General features: G+C 51.5%; 15 protein-coding genes and 1 riboswitch. Of the genes, 3 read left to right on the forward strand and 12 right to left on the reverse strand.

Going from position 1 to position 15,304, the window contains the following annotated elements; all coding sequences use genetic code 11:
• Positions 1–260: 260 nt before the first annotated feature.
• Both odhB and ACAN54_RS17875 read right to left on the reverse strand, forming a co-directional pair.
• Entirely contained in the window at positions 261–1,562 is a 1,302-nt protein-coding gene (gene odhB / locus ACAN54_RS17870; protein WP_379158085.1) for a 2-oxoglutarate dehydrogenase complex dihydrolipoyllysine-residue succinyltransferase, read from the reverse strand.
• Positions 1,563–1,613: 51 nt separating this feature from the next.
• Entirely contained in the window at positions 1,614–4,484 is a 2,871-nt protein-coding gene (locus ACAN54_RS17875; protein ID WP_379158088.1) for a 2-oxoglutarate dehydrogenase E1 component, read from the reverse strand.
• 437 nt (positions 4,485–4,921) lie between these two features.
• A riboswitch (cyclic di-GMP riboswitch) is annotated at positions 4,922–5,014 on the forward strand.
• Positions 5,015–5,042: 28 nt separating this feature from the next.
• On the opposite strand from ACAN54_RS17875, the gene ACAN54_RS17880 reads away from it, so the two are divergent.
• A complete protein-coding gene (locus ACAN54_RS17880) occupies positions 5,043–5,198 on the forward strand; it encodes an anti-repressor SinI family protein (protein WP_379158091.1) in 156 nt (51 codons plus the stop codon).
• An 89-nt stretch (positions 5,199–5,287) separates the two neighbouring features.
• On the opposite strand, the gene ACAN54_RS17885 is transcribed toward ACAN54_RS17880, so the two are convergent.
• From ACAN54_RS17885 to ACAN54_RS17930, 10 genes are all read right to left on the reverse strand, one after another.
• Entirely contained in the window at positions 5,288–5,620 is a 333-nt protein-coding gene (locus ACAN54_RS17885) for a helix-turn-helix domain-containing protein (protein WP_379158094.1), read from the reverse strand.
• A 1-nt stretch (position 5,621) separates the two neighbouring features.
• Positions 5,622–5,831, reverse strand: coding sequence for a hypothetical protein (locus ACAN54_RS17890; protein WP_379158097.1), 210 nt, complete (start codon positions 5,829–5,831; stop codon positions 5,622–5,624).
• Positions 5,832–5,913: 82 nt separating this feature from the next.
• A complete protein-coding gene (locus ACAN54_RS17895; protein WP_379158100.1) occupies positions 5,914–6,522 on the reverse strand; it encodes a TasA family protein in 609 nt (202 codons plus the stop codon).
• Between the two features lie 86 nt (positions 6,523–6,608).
• On the reverse strand, positions 6,609–7,196 hold the full coding sequence (sipW, locus tag ACAN54_RS17900; RefSeq protein WP_379158103.1) for a signal peptidase I SipW: 588 nt from the start codon (positions 7,194–7,196) through the stop codon (positions 6,609–6,611).
• A gap of 1 nt (position 7,197) precedes the next feature.
• A complete protein-coding gene (locus ACAN54_RS17905; protein ID WP_379158106.1) occupies positions 7,198–8,388 on the reverse strand; it encodes a hypothetical protein in 1,191 nt (396 codons plus the stop codon).
• Between the two features lie 509 nt (positions 8,389–8,897).
• Complete coding sequence (locus tag ACAN54_RS17910) at positions 8,898–9,875, reverse strand: aldo/keto reductase (protein WP_379158109.1); 978 nt, start codon at positions 9,873–9,875, stop codon at positions 8,898–8,900.
• A gap of 51 nt (positions 9,876–9,926) precedes the next feature.
• Positions 9,927–10,139, reverse strand: a complete 213-nt coding sequence (locus ACAN54_RS17915) for a hypothetical protein (protein ID WP_379158112.1) — start codon at positions 10,137–10,139, stop codon at positions 9,927–9,929.
• Positions 10,140–10,247: 108 nt separating this feature from the next.
• Entirely contained in the window at positions 10,248–10,802 is a 555-nt protein-coding gene (locus ACAN54_RS17920; protein WP_379158115.1) for a PadR family transcriptional regulator, read from the reverse strand.
• 12 nt (positions 10,803–10,814) lie between these two features.
• Positions 10,815–12,335 (reverse strand): MDR family MFS transporter, encoded by a 1,521-nt coding sequence (locus ACAN54_RS17925; RefSeq protein WP_379158118.1) that lies wholly within the window; start codon positions 12,333–12,335, stop codon positions 10,815–10,817.
• A 231-nt stretch (positions 12,336–12,566) separates the two neighbouring features.
• Positions 12,567–14,417, reverse strand: a complete 1,851-nt coding sequence (locus ACAN54_RS17930) for a bifunctional diguanylate cyclase/phosphohydrolase (RefSeq protein WP_379158121.1) — start codon at positions 14,415–14,417, stop codon at positions 12,567–12,569.
• A 209-nt stretch (positions 14,418–14,626) separates the two neighbouring features.
• Here ACAN54_RS17930 and ACAN54_RS17935 point away from each other — a divergent pair, with 209 nt between their 5' ends.
• Both ACAN54_RS17935 and ACAN54_RS17940 read left to right on the forward strand, forming a co-directional pair.
• Complete coding sequence (locus tag ACAN54_RS17935; protein ID WP_379158124.1) at positions 14,627–14,974, forward strand: metal-sensitive transcriptional regulator; 348 nt, start codon at positions 14,627–14,629, stop codon at positions 14,972–14,974.
• A gap of 28 nt (positions 14,975–15,002) precedes the next feature.
• A complete protein-coding gene (locus tag ACAN54_RS17940; protein WP_379158127.1) occupies positions 15,003–15,203 on the forward strand; it encodes a copper ion binding protein in 201 nt (66 codons plus the stop codon).
• Positions 15,204–15,304 lie beyond the last annotated feature (101 nt).

A 15,304-nucleotide genomic window follows, 5' to 3' on the forward strand; every position in this document is an offset into this window, starting at 1 on the left:
TTATAGGCTTTATGTAAGCAGAGCTCACTGAACAAGATCATAAGCTGGCCCATCAAGCAGAATAATTTGAAAAACCCCAAAATGAACCCGACCCACGCTTTAGGTGGAGGAGAAACGGTTCATTTGGGGACGGGGACCCGTTCGGTAAATGGGCTTATAGCGGATATAGCGATAAGAAAAGAGGCATACATGGACTGAAGCTGTCCATGTATGCCTCTTCGATAGGAGATGATTATGCTTGCCGGGTATCAGATTGAAGACTAGCCTTCCAGCAGCAGCGACTCAGGATCTTCCAGCAGCTCTTTGACTTTGACCAGGAAGCTTACGGCTTCCGAGCCGTCCACGATGCGGTGATCGTAGGACAGTGCGATGTACATCATCGGACGGTTGGCGCTTCTTTCTTCGTCCAGGGCGATTGGACGGAGCTGGATCTTATGCATGCCGAGAATACCAACCTGCGGTGTATTGAGGATCGGTGTCGACATCAGCGAGCCGAATACCCCGCCGTTGGTGATTGTGAAGGTGCCGCCCTGCAGCTCTGGCAGGCTTAGCGTATTCGTGCGGGCCTTGGAAGCCAGCTCACCGATCTTCCGTTCGATTTCCGGGAAGCTGAGCCGGTCCGCATCGCGGACGACCGGCACAACGAGGCCTTCTTTGGCAGACACGGCAATGCCGATGTCATAGTATTTCTTGATCAGGAGATCCTCACCGTCGATCTCTGCGTTCAGCAGCGGATAGGCCTTGAGTGCGCCGATCACCGCTTTGGTGAAGAAGGACATGAAGCCGAGTCCGACATCATGCTTCTCTTTGAAGGCATCCTTGCGGCGCTTGCGGATGTCGAGGATCGCGGTCATGTCCACCTCGTTGAAGGTGGTCAGCATAGCCGCTGTGTGCTGCGCCTCGACGAGGCGGCTTGCGATCGTCAGCCGTCTGCGCGACATGCGCTTGCGCTCGACGGCTTTGCCATCCTCCTGCGGCGCAGAGCTTGCCGCCGCAGGCTTCACCGGCGCAGGCGTGGCCGCCGCTGCCGGAGCGCTTGGCGCAGCGGCCTCCGGCCCGGCTGCGCCATGGCCCTTCACATCGGCCGTAGCGATCCGGCCGATGGGGTCGCGGGCGCTGACCTCGCCGAGGTCGATGCCCCGCTCCCGCGCGAGCTTGCGCGCCCCCGGCGAAGCCAGGGCCGCAGAGCTTGCCGCCGCTGCTTCCGGTGCGGCGGGAATAGCTGGCGCCGCGGCCTGTGGTGCGGCGGCGACCGGAGCTTCGCTGCTCGCAGCAGGAGCCTCCGGGTTGCCGGCCGCAGCGCTCTGCGGCGCAGCGGCGCCTGCCGTGCCGGCGCCGATGATGCCGATCGCTTCGCCGACGGCTACATTCTCGCCGGCCTGGCGCAGAATGGAGGAGATGACGCCGTCCTCCTCCGCACTGATCTCCAGGTTGACCTTGTCAGTCTCCAGCTCAGCCAGCACATCCCCCTGGCCGACCGTATCGCCCTCTTTTACCAGCCATTTGTAAATGGTTCCTTCGGAAATAGATTCGCCCAAATCGGGTACTTTAATTTCGGACACAGGCCCTTACCTCCCCAAATAGTATAGTTTATGATATCGTGACACCGCCCTCTATCTGGAGGACGGTACAGCCGCTTGTACTTGCGAGTTCAATTTCAGGGCTTCTGTTACTATACGACGCTGTTCAAAAGTATGCACGTCGGCATAACCGCTGGCCGGGCTGGAACGCTCCGGACGGCCGATATACTGAACCTTGACGTTCTGCGGGGCGATAGCCCGCAGCCGGGGCTCAGCATAACTCCAGCCGCCCATGTTCTTTGGTTCTTCCTGAAGCCACACGATCTCGGTAAGGGAACCCATCGAGCTTAAGTGTGCCGCCAGTTCCCGTTCGGGGAACGGATAGAGCTGCTCCAGACGGAGGATATGCAGCCAGGACCAATCCTGATCCTTGGCAGCTTCCAGCTCGGTCTGCAGATCAAGGGTCACCTTGCCGCTGCACACGACCAGCCGTTTGATCTCTCCCGGGCTACCGCCAAGAAGCGGCTCGGGCAGTACAGGCTGGAATCCGCCGGAGGCCAGCTCAGCTCCAGCGGAGGTGCTGCGCGGGTTACGGATTAGGCTCTTCGGAGCCATGATCACGAGCGGGCGGGCATCGCCCTTGCCGCACAAGGCAGCCTGGCGGCGCAGAAGGTGGAAATACTGCGCAGCGGAGCTAAGGTTCGCCACGGTCCAGTTCTCCTCAGCAGAGAGCTGCAAGAACCGTTCCAGCCGGCCGCTGGAGTGCTCAGGGCCTTGCCCTTCATAACCATGCGGCAGCAGAATCGTCAGATTGCTGCGCTGTGTCCATTTTGCGCGTCCGGCAGCAATGAACTGGTCAATGATAACCTGGGCAGCATTGGCGAAGTCACCATACTGTGCTTCCCAGATTACGAAGGTTTCTGGCGCGAATACATTGTAGCCATATTCGTAGCCAAGTACCGAGGCTTCCGAGAGGGGACTGTTATACACCCCGAAGGAGGCCTTGGAATCACTGAGCTGGTGGAGCGGAGAGAACAGCGCGCCGGTCTCGCTGTCGTGCAGTACCAGATGGCGGTGGGCAAAGGTCCCGCGCTGGGAATCCTGACCGCTCAGGCGGATCGGTGTTCCATCCTTCAGGATGGTGGCGAATGCCAGGGTTTCGGCCAGTGCCCAGTCCACCCGTTCCCCGTCATTCAGCGCATCCTTGCGGCGCTGCAGAATCCGCTCCAGCTTCGGATAGACCTTGAAGCCGTCCGGTACGGTCAGCAACTCACGGTTGATCTGCTGGAGCGATTCCAGCTGTACCGCGGTAGATTGCGGCTGGGTTACCTCCGTCTCAAGCGGCACAGAGTTCTTGGCTTCACCGTTCTTGCGCTTGCCCTCCTTCATCAGATCGAAGGCTTCCTGCAGCACTTTCTCGGCATCCGTGTTCATCTGGTTCACATCATCTGCTGTAATGAGCTTCTCCCGCTGCAGGCGCTCTGCATAGACACGGTAGACGGTCGGATGGTTCCGCACTCTGCCATATACGATCGGCTGAGTGGTCTCTGGATCATCCATCTCATTATGGCCGTGGCGGCGGTATCCGATCAGATCGATTACGAAATCCTTTTTGAACTGGTTGCGGTAGGCACAGGCCAAGCGGACAGCCGAGATGCAGGCTTCCGGATCATCGGCGTTGACGTGAACCACAGGAATTTCATAGCCTTTGGCAAGGTCGCTGGCATAATGGGTGGAGCGGGAATCTTCACTCTCGGTAGTGAAGCCAATCCGGTTGTTGACGATAATATGCACCGTACCACCGTTGGAGTACCCTTTGAGCTTGCCGATGTTGAGCGTTTCCGCAACAATCCCTTCACCCGGAAAAGCGGCATCCCCGTGCATCAGCACGGCCATGGCCTTGTTCGTGTCGAGCTGCGGCAAACCCGCAGATTTCCGGTCTTCCTGGGCTGCACGGGTGAATCCTTCAACGACAGGATTGACGAATTCCAGATGGCTCGGGTTATTGGCCAGGGTGATACGTGTCCGGACAGTCTCGCCTTCGCGTACGGCACGGTCAGCACCCAGATGGTATTTCACATCGCCGGTCCAGCCATAGTTAATCCCCATGGAGCCTTCAGAAGGGAAGAGCTCCTTGTTCGGGGAGTGATGGAATTCCGAGAAAATAATATCATAAGGTTTGCCGAGTATATGAGCCAGCACATTCAGACGCCCGCGGTGGGCCATACCCATCAGAATATGCTCTGCGCCATCATGCGCTGCGGCACGGACAATCTCGTCCAGCATGGGCACCAGCGCGTCATTGCCTTCCAGGCTGAAGCGTTTCTGGCCGACAAAAGTCTTATGCAGGAAGGTTTCGAACTGCTCCACCTGGATCAGGCGGTTCAACAGTTCCTTGCGTTCGGTATTATTCAGTGGAGCAGGAGAGCTGGTGGATTCCGCCTGGCTGTTCAGCCAGCGAAGCTCCTGTTCGTCATGCACATGTCCGAACTCGTAGGCAATAGTCTGCGTATACGCCTGACGCATCCGGTGAACGGCATCCCACGCGGTATGGACATCCGGCGGTGAATTCTCCCAGATCAGCGAAGCAGGCAAGGCAATCAGGTCCTCGCGGGTCAGATCATAAGTCTCATAATCCAGCCACTTCGCCATGGGGTTGTTCCCCTGCTCCAGCGGATCGATATTGGCGGCCATATGGCCATATATACGAATATTGGTGATTAGCTTGGAAGCTCGTACGGCCTTTCGAAGCCACTCGGTGCCTCCCGAAAGAGCAGGCTGCGGGTCCGGAACAGTATCCGGAGCGAGCGGAGGAGGGCCCGATACAGTGAATAAATCGCGGTAATGATGTTCTACGGATGAGGGATCATGAACAAATTGCTCATATTTCTCTTGAATGTAGCCCAGATTGGGGCCGTGATACTTACTCCAAATGGATTCGTTATAGGGCTCTTTTACTGCCATGAATACATCCTCCTAACGGATGAACTCCACGTGCCGCATGTGGCTTGAGCGATGGGTGGAGCTGCGATGTTTGCGGTTTCATTCCTCATCTTATTGTGCTACTTTCAAGGCATGTAATCAATTCATACTTTCGGGGAATCCGTTCGCAAAACGGCATGATTCAGTCCATGAATGATGAAAAAGAGATATCGGTTGCCAGAAGGTGGTTCTGAATCGAACTCTACGGTAATAATTACCCATGTATAACCGTATATGCTCCTAAAACTCTTTCTAAAGTCATAGCTCTTGGACAAATCCCAGCAAAAAAACTATTCTTTTGCACTACTTACACTAAAAAAATTCCCAGAAATCGACACACTTTTCTTGTAAGATATTATATAATGTAGTTGCGGATAACGGTTTCATTTATTTCTAACCAGATCCTTTCATGTAAAGGATCCAGTAAAGGGTAAACCTGCTGAAAGGCAGGGACACAAAGTCTCGGGTCTAATGTAGAATTCTCTATCTACTACGACGGCTGGACTGCCTGGGGACGCAAATATTCTAGGAGGAGATATCTTGGAAAAGTCCAACCAGGGAAATGACGGAGAACTGCTGATGGGTGATCTGGATCTAGAATGGGTGTATTTGCTGATGTCGGCGAAGAAGGCAGGCATCGATGCGGATGAAATCCGCCGGTTTTTAAGAGAAAAGTCAGCGTTGCAGGCGATGTAGGGGCGTTCACTTTGCGGGAATACATACAGAAAAGGGCATAGCGGTCATACGCTGTGCCCTTTTCTGTATCGTTTACGAACAAACGGCCATTATTGATCCTTTTGCTCCAGACGCCATTTTTGATAATCTAGGAACTCTTTGAATTCCCGCTTGCTTATACCGGAAGCCATGGCTTCCTGAACGAGTCGGAACCATTCGCCATCTAGTGCGGATTCGTCAGTTTCTGAAGGGTCGCCGTAGAGCAGGCTGTGAATAGACACCTGGAGCGCATCGGCGATTTTTTCGATAAATTGAATTGAGGGGTTGGATTGAATATTTCTTTCTACATTGCTTAAGTATGATTTTGCCACATCTGCCTTGTCCGCCAATTCGGATAAAGACCAGCCTTTTTCCAGACGGAGTTGGTGGATGCGACTTCCCATATTATCCGGCACGATTGCAACGCCCCTCCGTACTTTTTGTTAAAATATGAGGATTAGGTTCTGCACCATCATCATCCTTATATTTCTCGCTGAAACGGCCCCCTGAAGCAATACGGGGTATTGCTGCTTCGGAATTATACGCTTGTAAAGGAATGCGCAGCCGTTTCCACTTGTCAGTATAACAAATTTCCGTAAAATGGACAAAAATCAACGTAATAAGGGGCAAAAGCAGCCTATTCTGCTCCGGAACCGGAATCAGAACAGGCTGCTTTCAGATTGCAGTCGGCTATGGATTAATAGTCTTTTTTAGGGCCTTGCTTCGCTTCGAAGTTCCAAGTCAGTTTCAGCTTATCCTTCTGGAAGTAATTCTGTACTTCACCGTTATCTACGAACTCGAACTTAACCGTAAAGCTATCGCTGCTATTGGCTTTGATACCATCGGCTTCCGTCCAGATCTGATCCAGGCCGGTATTGTTTACAAGATCAGGGGTTTGGCTCTTCAGGGCATCCAGTGTGGTTTCGTACACAACAACTTCCGGTGTGAGAATTGTTCCTTTATCATTGTTCTTCAGGAATTTGACCTTGATGAATTTGCTGAGATCTACACCGTTGTTGTCACCGAGGGTATCGGTAACCTCTGTGGTAGTTTTGAGCAGAATAGAGCCGATATCAAGGGTTCCGTCATTTTTGAGCTTGAAGGATCTGGTTACAGTATCACCCGGTTTCAGGTTAGGGATATCTACGATGACGGAGGGATCCGAGTTCAGATCCAGTGTGCCGGCCGCAAAAGTTGCTGTACTTGTAGCGGTGTCACTGAAATATGCAAAGGTACCTCCCCCAATCAAAGACAAACCGAGTGCTGCCGACGCCATACCAAAACCCAATGTTTTTTTGATACCCATATTCATATTCCTCCTTTGATTTGTGAAGCGAATGATAAATGTATATATTGTATCTTCCGTTTCGTAAGCGGAAGCGGACAACCGGATCAGGGCTGTGTGTCAGTTCCCGGAGGTGTCTCCAGAAGTGGGGTGTTCTTTTTCTCAAGAGCCGTAAGAGCTTTCCATGAGCTGTAGAGCGCATAGAGCAGGAGCAGTAATCCAGGTACGATCATCAGAACCACACTGCCTGCTTTGGAGGCGGCGAAATTCATGGCATATCCTATATAAGGAACGGTAACACCGGTGTACTCGGCCACGATATTTCCGGAACTTACGGGTGTCATATCCGCAGCGTCATTATTATCGCCTTTTGTATGATAGATGACCTCGCCGTTAGCATTCTTGGCTGAAGCATCCACAATACGGTGAGTGATCAGAATATTGCCCTCGCTAAGAAAGGTAATGACATCCCCTTTTTTGAACCGGGTCATATCTCCTCCGGGCTTCAGGGCGACAATGGATCCGGTTTGAATACCAGGCTCCATTGAACCGGAAAGCACCGATTTTATCTCATATCCAAAAAGGGTGGGTTCGCCTCCCGAGGCCCTGGACACCACAACAGCTGCTAGCAGTACCACAAAGATCAAAATCATCAATGCGGATAATATCTGGCTGATTATTTTTTTGATAAGCATGTCAGTCTCCACCTTTATTGAGTTGTGGCTCCGAAGGTGATGCAGTCTTTTGCGGACCTGTCATCGGAGACTCTGTTGCCTGGGGTTGTTCGGAAGGTATCTCTACCACATCCCCATCCGGAGGGGTAATCTGGTCGCCCGCAGTAGGTGCCGGAGTGGCGCTGGCTTCAGGTTCCTTAACGGTTTCAGGCTTAGGAGAGGCCTCAGGTGTAGGAGTAGCTTTCGGCTCAGGAGTAGGTGATGCTTCCGGTTTGGAAGAGGCTTCCGCTTTGGCCTTCTCTTCGTCTTCCTTCTGCTGTTTCTCGAGGGCTGCCTTGGATTCTTCCTCCAGCTTGGCCTTATCCAGTTCTTCCTGGCGGGCCTTCTCGATCTCTTCAAGCCGCTTGACGCGGGTCTGGCTGATCAACTGCTGCTGCTGCTCCAGTCCTGATATGCTGGCTGTTGTAGTCTCAATGGCACTGTTCAGCTCTGCCTCCAGCTTGTCATAGGCAGACATTAGCTCTATGGATAACTCTTCCTTTGGCTGGTTGAAAGCAGTCAGGATTGGAAAGAGCTCTGACGGTTCTTCCAGGCTGGAATTGAATGGGTTGTAGACAGCTTCATTAACCGTTAAGGATAATGGAGTATTGCGGTTCTGGATGGACTCGAGATAACGAAGGATTGCCGCTATGGAAGCCGTAAAGGATTCAGAGAGCACGCCGCTTTGACTAAGGCTGTTCTGCATTTCGTCAAAAAATTGCTTATCCCTGATTTCCATACAATTGGGATCGAGCTCGATCATATATCCTCCAATCTGTGCCACAACTGCAGCAGCAGCGCTGATCTCTGCGTGAATCCCGTTCCAAATCTCACGGTTGGCGGCCTGCTGCCCCTCGATAGCACTCCGTTCAGATTGAAGATCAGTAACCTGCTTTGAAATTTCGTTCTCCGCCAGATCAAGTTCTTCCAAAGACATAGACTCGATTCCAGACAGGCCTGTTAAGCCGGAAGGGGAACTGTAACCTTTCAAAGTTGCTTTTAGAGCTTCAGCAGCCTGGAGATGTCCTTCCAATTCATTGAGCAGCTGCTTGATGGAATCCGGGAACACACTACAAAAACCAATGGTGCTGACTGTCTCTGCAGTACCGTTAAACCCTCCGTAAGTACTGCCGACTTGGCCAGAGGTATACAGCAGAAGAACGGATATGGCCATTCCGGATTGCAGGATGCGAAGAGCATTTTTTTGATTTTTTCTTTTACGCCGTTTGGCGGATCTGGGGTACAGAGGCGGGCCCCCCTCTCATAACTTCCTATTGATATTATTCGCTATATTCGTTCTTAATTAAGAACGTTTTCGTAAGGAAATCATACACTGTCTGCAGGCCAAAAGAAAAATGTTAATTTCGTCTGAATGTTCGCAATAAAGACCATAAATCACATATTTATCTGCCTATAGCTTTCTTAATCGCTGTTTTTCGTAAAATGTTCTTAATAAAGAACGAAGTAGTGGGGGCGTTTGTTTGGTGGAGAGCGTGGTGGGGAGGAGCTGAAAAAGAGCCGTGCGAAAAGCACGACTCTTGTCAGGGGATTAATCCGCCTAAAGAGCGGTCGATTATGACGTACAGGGCTAGAGGTAGGATATTATCCAACTCCTTCAGGGAGGTCAGCCTCTATTAAGATAAGGGAGCAAACACCGCTGTCAGCGGAGAAGTCATACAAGTCTTAAGGCAGCTTCTCGCCGCGTGAGCTGACGTACAGGTCATACCATTCCCTGCGGGACAGCTCCAGTCTGTCCGCATCTCTGCAGGCGGCGATCCGCTGCGGATTGACCGTACCGATGACAGGCTGGATTGCGGCCGGATGACTCATCAGCCAGGAGAGGACAATCGCCTCCGGCGTTGTATTCTTCTCTTCGGCCAGCGCCTTCACCATAGCGGCGGTGTTCACAATATTCTCCGGCTGCCCGTCCAGAGGGCGTCCGCTGAATATTCCCTGGGCCAGTGGGCCCCAGGCCTGAAGCTGGATGTTCTCAGCGCGGCAGTGCTCGATGGTGCCCTCGGGGAAAGTGATATCTTTCCAGGGCTCCCGGTTAACACTGATCACGGCATCGACCCAGCTGATTTTGGCCAGGCTCATGTGCAGCTGGTTGACGATGAAGGGTTCATCGCAATAAGTCTGAAGCAGCTTGATCTGGGCTGCGCTCATATTAGAGACCCCGAAATGCCGCACCTTTCCCGCCGCCTTGAGCTGGTGCAGCGCTTCGGCGACTTCTTCGGGATCCATTAGTGGATCTGGCCGGTGGAGCAGCAAGATGTCGATATACTCCGTTCCCAGGCGGGCAAGAGTCCCATCGACACTGCTCAGGATATGCTCCCGGGAGAGATCGAAGACATTGGAGGATTCTCCCGGTTCGATCAGCTTGATTCCGCATTTGGATTGCAGAATGATCTCTTCCCGCAGGCCCGGACGGTCCTTGAAAATCTGTCCGAAGATCTTTTCAGCTTTTCCGCGGGTATAAATATCGGCATGATCAAAAAAGTTGATGCCGATGTCCAGCGCGGCTTCTACCGCTTCATGGCCCTGCTTTACTTGTTCAGCTGTAATCGGTTCATGATCCCAGCCTCCGCCAAGTCCCATGCAGCCCAAGGCAATGCGGCTGGCCGGGACTCCGCGTTGGTTCAGTGGTAGCGTTCTCAGCAAGATGATCCCTCCGTAACGATAAAATGACAGCTCTGAGCATAGTGTACCTCTTTAGAATCCGGTATGGTACTTTTTGTCACTGGAGGAACGGTGTTTGGTGCCTTCCTTATCTTTTTCTTCCTGCTTCTCCAGATTCAAATCCTCCATGGGGATCGGATCAACATTCTGTTCACTTTCGTCCAGATCGAACAGGCTGGGGTTCTCTGTGGGATATTGCTCAGGGTGGTCACGGTTATCTCCTTGGAGCTTTTTATCTTTGTCCATGTGGCTTCTCCTCACTTTCGGCAGTTTGCTCATTAATAAACGGATTTCCTCCCCTGTAAACAGGAAAGAGGCCCCCGGGGGCCTCTTTCCAAACCTAAGCATGCCATCCTACAAATCAAGCGGTGTACCGATATCATTCATTTTCCGTTCGGACACATCCGTATAGAGGCGCTTCAGCCATTTCAGTTCGATAAGACTGTGCTCATATTTGCCATACATCGCATGAAGCACCGAGCGTGGGACGATGGCAATATGCTCCTCATACACCTGATAGGCAAAATTCACTTTATGTTCGGTTTCCCGAATCCGTTCCTCCAGCAACTTCTCGACCTTACTTTGATCAATATGACGGGAGAACGCAAGCGCAGTATACAGCGGGTTGAAGATCAATTCGTTCTTTTTGATCTGCTGCAGAATCAACTGCTGGAACAGGTCCTTGCCTTTATCGGTGATGCGGTAGATCGTCTTGTCCGGACGGTCATTGCTGTGAATAACCTCTACGGTTTCAATGTGGCCTTCTTTGGCCATTTTGTCTACAGCATAGTATAAAGACCCCATCTGAAGCTTCATCATCTGGTCCATCGTCCGTTCTTTCATTACCAGCTTAATCTCATAGGGGTGCATATCCCGTTCCAGCAGCAGACCGAGAATCACCATCTTCATGGACATAACGGCTTAACCCTGATTGCCAGCCGGTTGCTGCTTTTTGCTGTGAACCTTGAGACGGTCGCCCGGCATCAGGAGGACAAAAACAAATCCCAGCACAGCCGGAACCAGCGCCCACATAAAGGTATGGGAAATTGAACCGGACAGTGCATTCGTGATCTTCTCCAGCACAGGAGCAGAAATCTGGGCTCTGGCTTGCGGAGTCAAGGCCGACCGGGGATCTCCGAAGGACGAAGTATCTGCACCTGCGCCAAAAGCATTACTAAGCTCATTCGTGAAGCTGTTGCGTTGGATAATCCCAAAGATTGTAATGCCCAGCGTCATTCCCAGTGAACGCATAAAGGTACTGGTCGAAGTAGCGGAGCCGCGCTGACGCATGTCGAAATGGTGGATTGAGGACATACTGAGCACGGAGAAAGAGAAACCTACACCAAATCCGGTCAGCGCCATGAACACATTAAGCATCAGGCGGGAAGTATCCGGGGTCAGCGTGCTTAAGGAGAACACTCCAGCCACGAAGCATACCGCAGATAACAGCATAATGTTGCGGAAGCTGGTCTTGGTGGTAAGCAGTCCGCCAACCTGGCTGCCGATGACTGTACCGATCATCATCGGCATGAGGATCAGCCCTGAGTTTGTAGCCGAACCACCGTATACCCCTTGTACATAAATAGGAATGTATACTGTGGCGACAATGAAGGCGGAGCCGTAGAACAAACCCAGCAGACTGCTGGTTGCAAATAACCGGTTGCGGAACATGGCGAAGGAAATGACTGCTTCCGGTGCTACCCGTTCAATGAACAGGAAGGCAATCAGCAGTACGGCGAAGCCGGCGAACAACCCGAGAATCTGAGCCGAATCCCAGGTATATTGATTGCCGCCCAGCTCCAGGGCAAACATCAGGCAGATAATGGCACCCACCAGAGTGAAGGCGCCGCCCCAGTCAATACGCTGTTTGGAGTGGGAGACGGATTCTTTGTAGGACACAGTGATCAGAATAAAAGCGACGATACCAATCGGCAGATTGATGTAGAATACCCACTGCCAGCCTACATAGTCGGTAATATAAGCACCAAGCAAGGGGCCAAGCACGCTCGAAATCCCGAAGACGGCACCGAAGAGTCCGGTCAGCTTGCCTCTTTTTTCCGGGGGATAGATATCGAACACAATGGTGAAGGCAATCGGCATAAGTGCCCCGCCGCCAATACCCTGAATAGCCCGGTATATACTGAGCTGTGTGATACTGGTTGCCGTTCCGCATAGTGCAGAGCCGGCCAGGAATACGATCAGGCCAAAGATGAAAAAACGTTTCCGGCCATACATATCGGACAGCTTGCCGAAGATCGGCGTTCCGGCCATAACCATAACCATATAAGCCGAGGTTACCCAGACGATTTTATCGAGTCCGCCAAGGTCGGAGACGATAGTGCCCATAGCTGAAGCTACGATGGTATTGTCCATTGCGGACATTAGAATACCGAGCAGCAGACCGACAACAACAAGCTTCAGGTTGCTTTCTTTACTATTCATGGTTTGAATACTCCTTCTGAAAATGTTTTGAGAGCCTTATTATAGTCAAATTTGAATAGGGTAGCAAGCCTTATTTTACTGCATTTTTAACAAAAATTTTTTCTGTTCAGGTCTTGAAATCATACAAAACGCAAAACACAAATAACCGCCGCCCTTATACAAGAACGGCAGTAGAACTAAGTATTGCAATAATGAGGGATATAAATAACAACAATTTTATTTTTATATAGTTCAGCTTATGTGGATCGCCGCTTCACTACTGATGGAGTCTTGCTTCTGGATGTATTGGATGAACAGCTCGGTCAGATCAGGGTCGAATTGGCTGCCGGCACAGGCGCGAAGCTCAATAATGGCTTCTTGGAATGACTTCGTCGGCTGGTAGGGCCGTTCGGTGGTCATGGCGTCGAAGGAGTCAATGATGGTCAGCATCCGGCATAGCCGGGGGATTTCTTCATATTTGAAGCCGTAAGGATAACCTTGGCCGTCGTAGCGCTCGTGATGCAGCTCGATGTAGGGGGCGAGCTCCTTGAATTTATCATTAGTTAACGCCATTTCTCTGCCCCAGGTGACATGCCATTTGACCATTTCCCACTCTTCGGGTGACAGCTTGTCCTTTTTGTTCAGGATTCCCCAGGGAATCTCCAGCTTGCCGATGTCGTGAATCAGTGCGCCCAGTGTAAACTGCCGTCTGGTGAGAGGGTCGAGCTGCAGCAGCTCGCTGATGTCCACCGCATAGCGGAAGACGCGCTTCGAATGCTTGAAGGTCTCCAGATCCTTGTACATGAACAGGTTCAGCTGCTGCTCAATATCCCGCACATCCTGGCTGAAATCGATGTCTTGCTCCAGCAGCGACTGGCTCCCATAGACATGAACGAGGTTTTTTCCCTGTTTTTTGGCATAGTAGAGTGCCTGGTCTGCATGGTCAACAAGCTCGGATTTGAAATGGACATCCGGCTGGTATGCGGCGATGCCGGCAGAGAAGGCCAGACAGCCCTGAGGGAAAATTTCGCTGCCTTCAAATCGGGAATGGTTGAGCGTTTTGCGCAGGGATTCGATAAAATTTCTGGCCGCTGCTGCGTCATAGCCGGGCATCAGCAGTGTGAATTCTTCCCCTCCATAGCGGGAAAGAATAATACTCGTATTCCGGGTCTCCCGCTTCAGCAGCTCCGCCAAAAAAACGATCAACCCGTCGCCCTTAAGATGGCCGAAATGATCATTGTACTTTTTGAAATCATCAATATCGATCATCGCCAGGGAAAGAGCCTTGCCGCCGGTTTGCGAACTGCGCATTTCTTCTTCCAGCGCAAGCTCAAAGTAACTGTGGTTGAATAATCCTGTCCGTTGATCGCGGTTGGAGCGTTCCTCGATATCGCGATACATGCTGAACAATCGTTTGAAGGCATAGGAGATGAGAATACTGAGGCACAGGAACAAGCCAAGCCCCACCATGTGATTGTGATATAGCAGAATGGTCAAGACCAGGGACAGCACCAGGGTACTGGAATAGGCCAGGAGGGTATCTGTCAGCATTCCTTTGAGGGTGTCGTACAAATTTTTGTGAAAAATAATGTAATAATAGAGGCTGATCAGCAGCGTGTTCAGGATAAAATATACAGCCATTGCGCTTACATAGGCCTCCAGGTGGTGGCTGAGCAGCGGTCCCGGCACGGCGCCGAGCATCTTGAAGACAGAAGAAGCGGATGTAATCATGATGCAGTATACGGCAAAATTATTGAGATGCTTCCACCACGCTGTTCTCCCCCATTCGACGAGAATGAGCACCAGGGAGCTCAGCAGCAGAGCCGTAAGACTGAAGGAAGGGCCATAGACAAAAATACAGGCCAAGTAAACAGAGGAGTCGAGCGACAGCCCGTTCCCCTGTGGAGGAAGCTGAAAGGTGAAGATCGTCAGAATCACTGCCGCCCCCGCCATGGCGGTAATCCAGCCCCAAGTGGCGGAAGGGAAGTGCTGCAGTGAACCTTCACTATAAATTACAAACAAGCCCAGACCAATTGAGCATATTATTAAGGAGTACAAGTGTCCCTTGTTCTTCAAGTGGTTGCCGGTTATGCATTTGAACAATGCTACCCCTCCTCTGCGTTCGTGAAATTGTAGAATTCGACCAAACGGATTTAAAGGAGCCTCAGAGATATACATTCGATTCCGAATCGGAAAATCCTGCTAAATCATGACAAATATAGGGTTTGTTCGTGAGGGTTCAGGAAAGGCGGATTGGGTATTGACATACCCATGGGGGGTATATTATATTGATATTGAGGAGGCTGATTCCTGTGTCTACAAATGAGAAGGAGCACGCGGAGCATTCCTGCGGAAATGATGGTCATCCTTCTGCTCCCGGTGTACGTAAAAGTCATCATTCAGCGGAATTCAAGAGCGGGCTCACTACCCGTCTCAACCGGATTGAGGGCCAAATCCGCGGTGTCAAAGGCATGATCGAGCGGGATACGTACTGCGATGATGTGCTCAACCAGCTGGCGGCGGTCCAGGCGGCACTGAACAGCGTCGGCAAGCTGCTGCTTGAAGGGCATATGAAGAGCTGTATTATCGAGCGGATTGAGGCCGGAGAACATGAGGTTATCGACGAGCTGCTGATCACGGTCAATAAGCTGATGAAATAAGTCTAACAAAACTTTTAGGAGGGTTAATATGTCTAATGCAACGTTGAATGTAGAAGGAATGTCCTGTGGTCATTGTGTGAGTGCGGTCGAGAAAGCGGTAAGCGGAGTGGGCGCCACAGCAAAGGTGGATCTGCAAGCTAAGAAGGTAGCCGTTGATTATGATGAGAACAAAGTGAGCCTAAGCGCAATTAAAGCGGCCATTGAGGATCAGGGATACGACGTAGTCTAATAGAAAATCAGCATATAAAGGCTTGGAGCAGGGAATCCTTGAGATTTCAGAGGCGCCAATGCCTTTTATTTTACAAAATATTATACCCCTTAGGGGTATGG

It is taken from the genome of Paenibacillus diazotrophicus, assembly GCF_042610465.1.

Excerpts from the sequence above, each read along its gene's own strand:
- ACAN54_RS17875 (WP_379158088.1), bottom strand. The coding sequence starts at position 4,484 with ATGGCAGTAAAAGAGCCCTATAACGAATCCATTTGGAGTAAGTATCAC.
- ACAN54_RS17885 (WP_379158094.1), bottom strand. The coding sequence starts at position 5,620 with ATGGGAAGTCGCATCCACCAACTCCGTCTGGAAAAAGGCTGGTCTTTA.
- ACAN54_RS17895 (WP_379158100.1), bottom strand. The coding sequence starts at position 6,522 with ATGGGTATCAAAAAAACATTGGGTTTTGGTATGGCGTCGGCAGCACTC.
- sipW (WP_379158103.1), bottom strand. The coding sequence starts at position 7,196 with ATGCTTATCAAAAAAATAATCAGCCAGATATTATCCGCATTGATGATT.
- ACAN54_RS17905 (WP_379158106.1), bottom strand. The coding sequence starts at position 8,388 with ATGGCCATATCCGTTCTTCTGCTGTATACCTCTGGCCAAGTCGGCAGT.
- ACAN54_RS17915 (WP_379158112.1), bottom strand. The coding sequence starts at position 10,139 with ATGGACAAAGATAAAAAGCTCCAAGGAGATAACCGTGACCACCCTGAG.
- ACAN54_RS17920 (WP_379158115.1), bottom strand. The coding sequence starts at position 10,802 with ATGAAGATGGTGATTCTCGGTCTGCTGCTGGAACGGGATATGCACCCC.
- ACAN54_RS17925 (WP_379158118.1), bottom strand. The coding sequence starts at position 12,335 with ATGAATAGTAAAGAAAGCAACCTGAAGCTTGTTGTTGTCGGTCTGCTG.
- ACAN54_RS17940 (WP_379158127.1), top strand. The coding sequence starts at position 15,003 with ATGTCTAATGCAACGTTGAATGTAGAAGGAATGTCCTGTGGTCATTGT.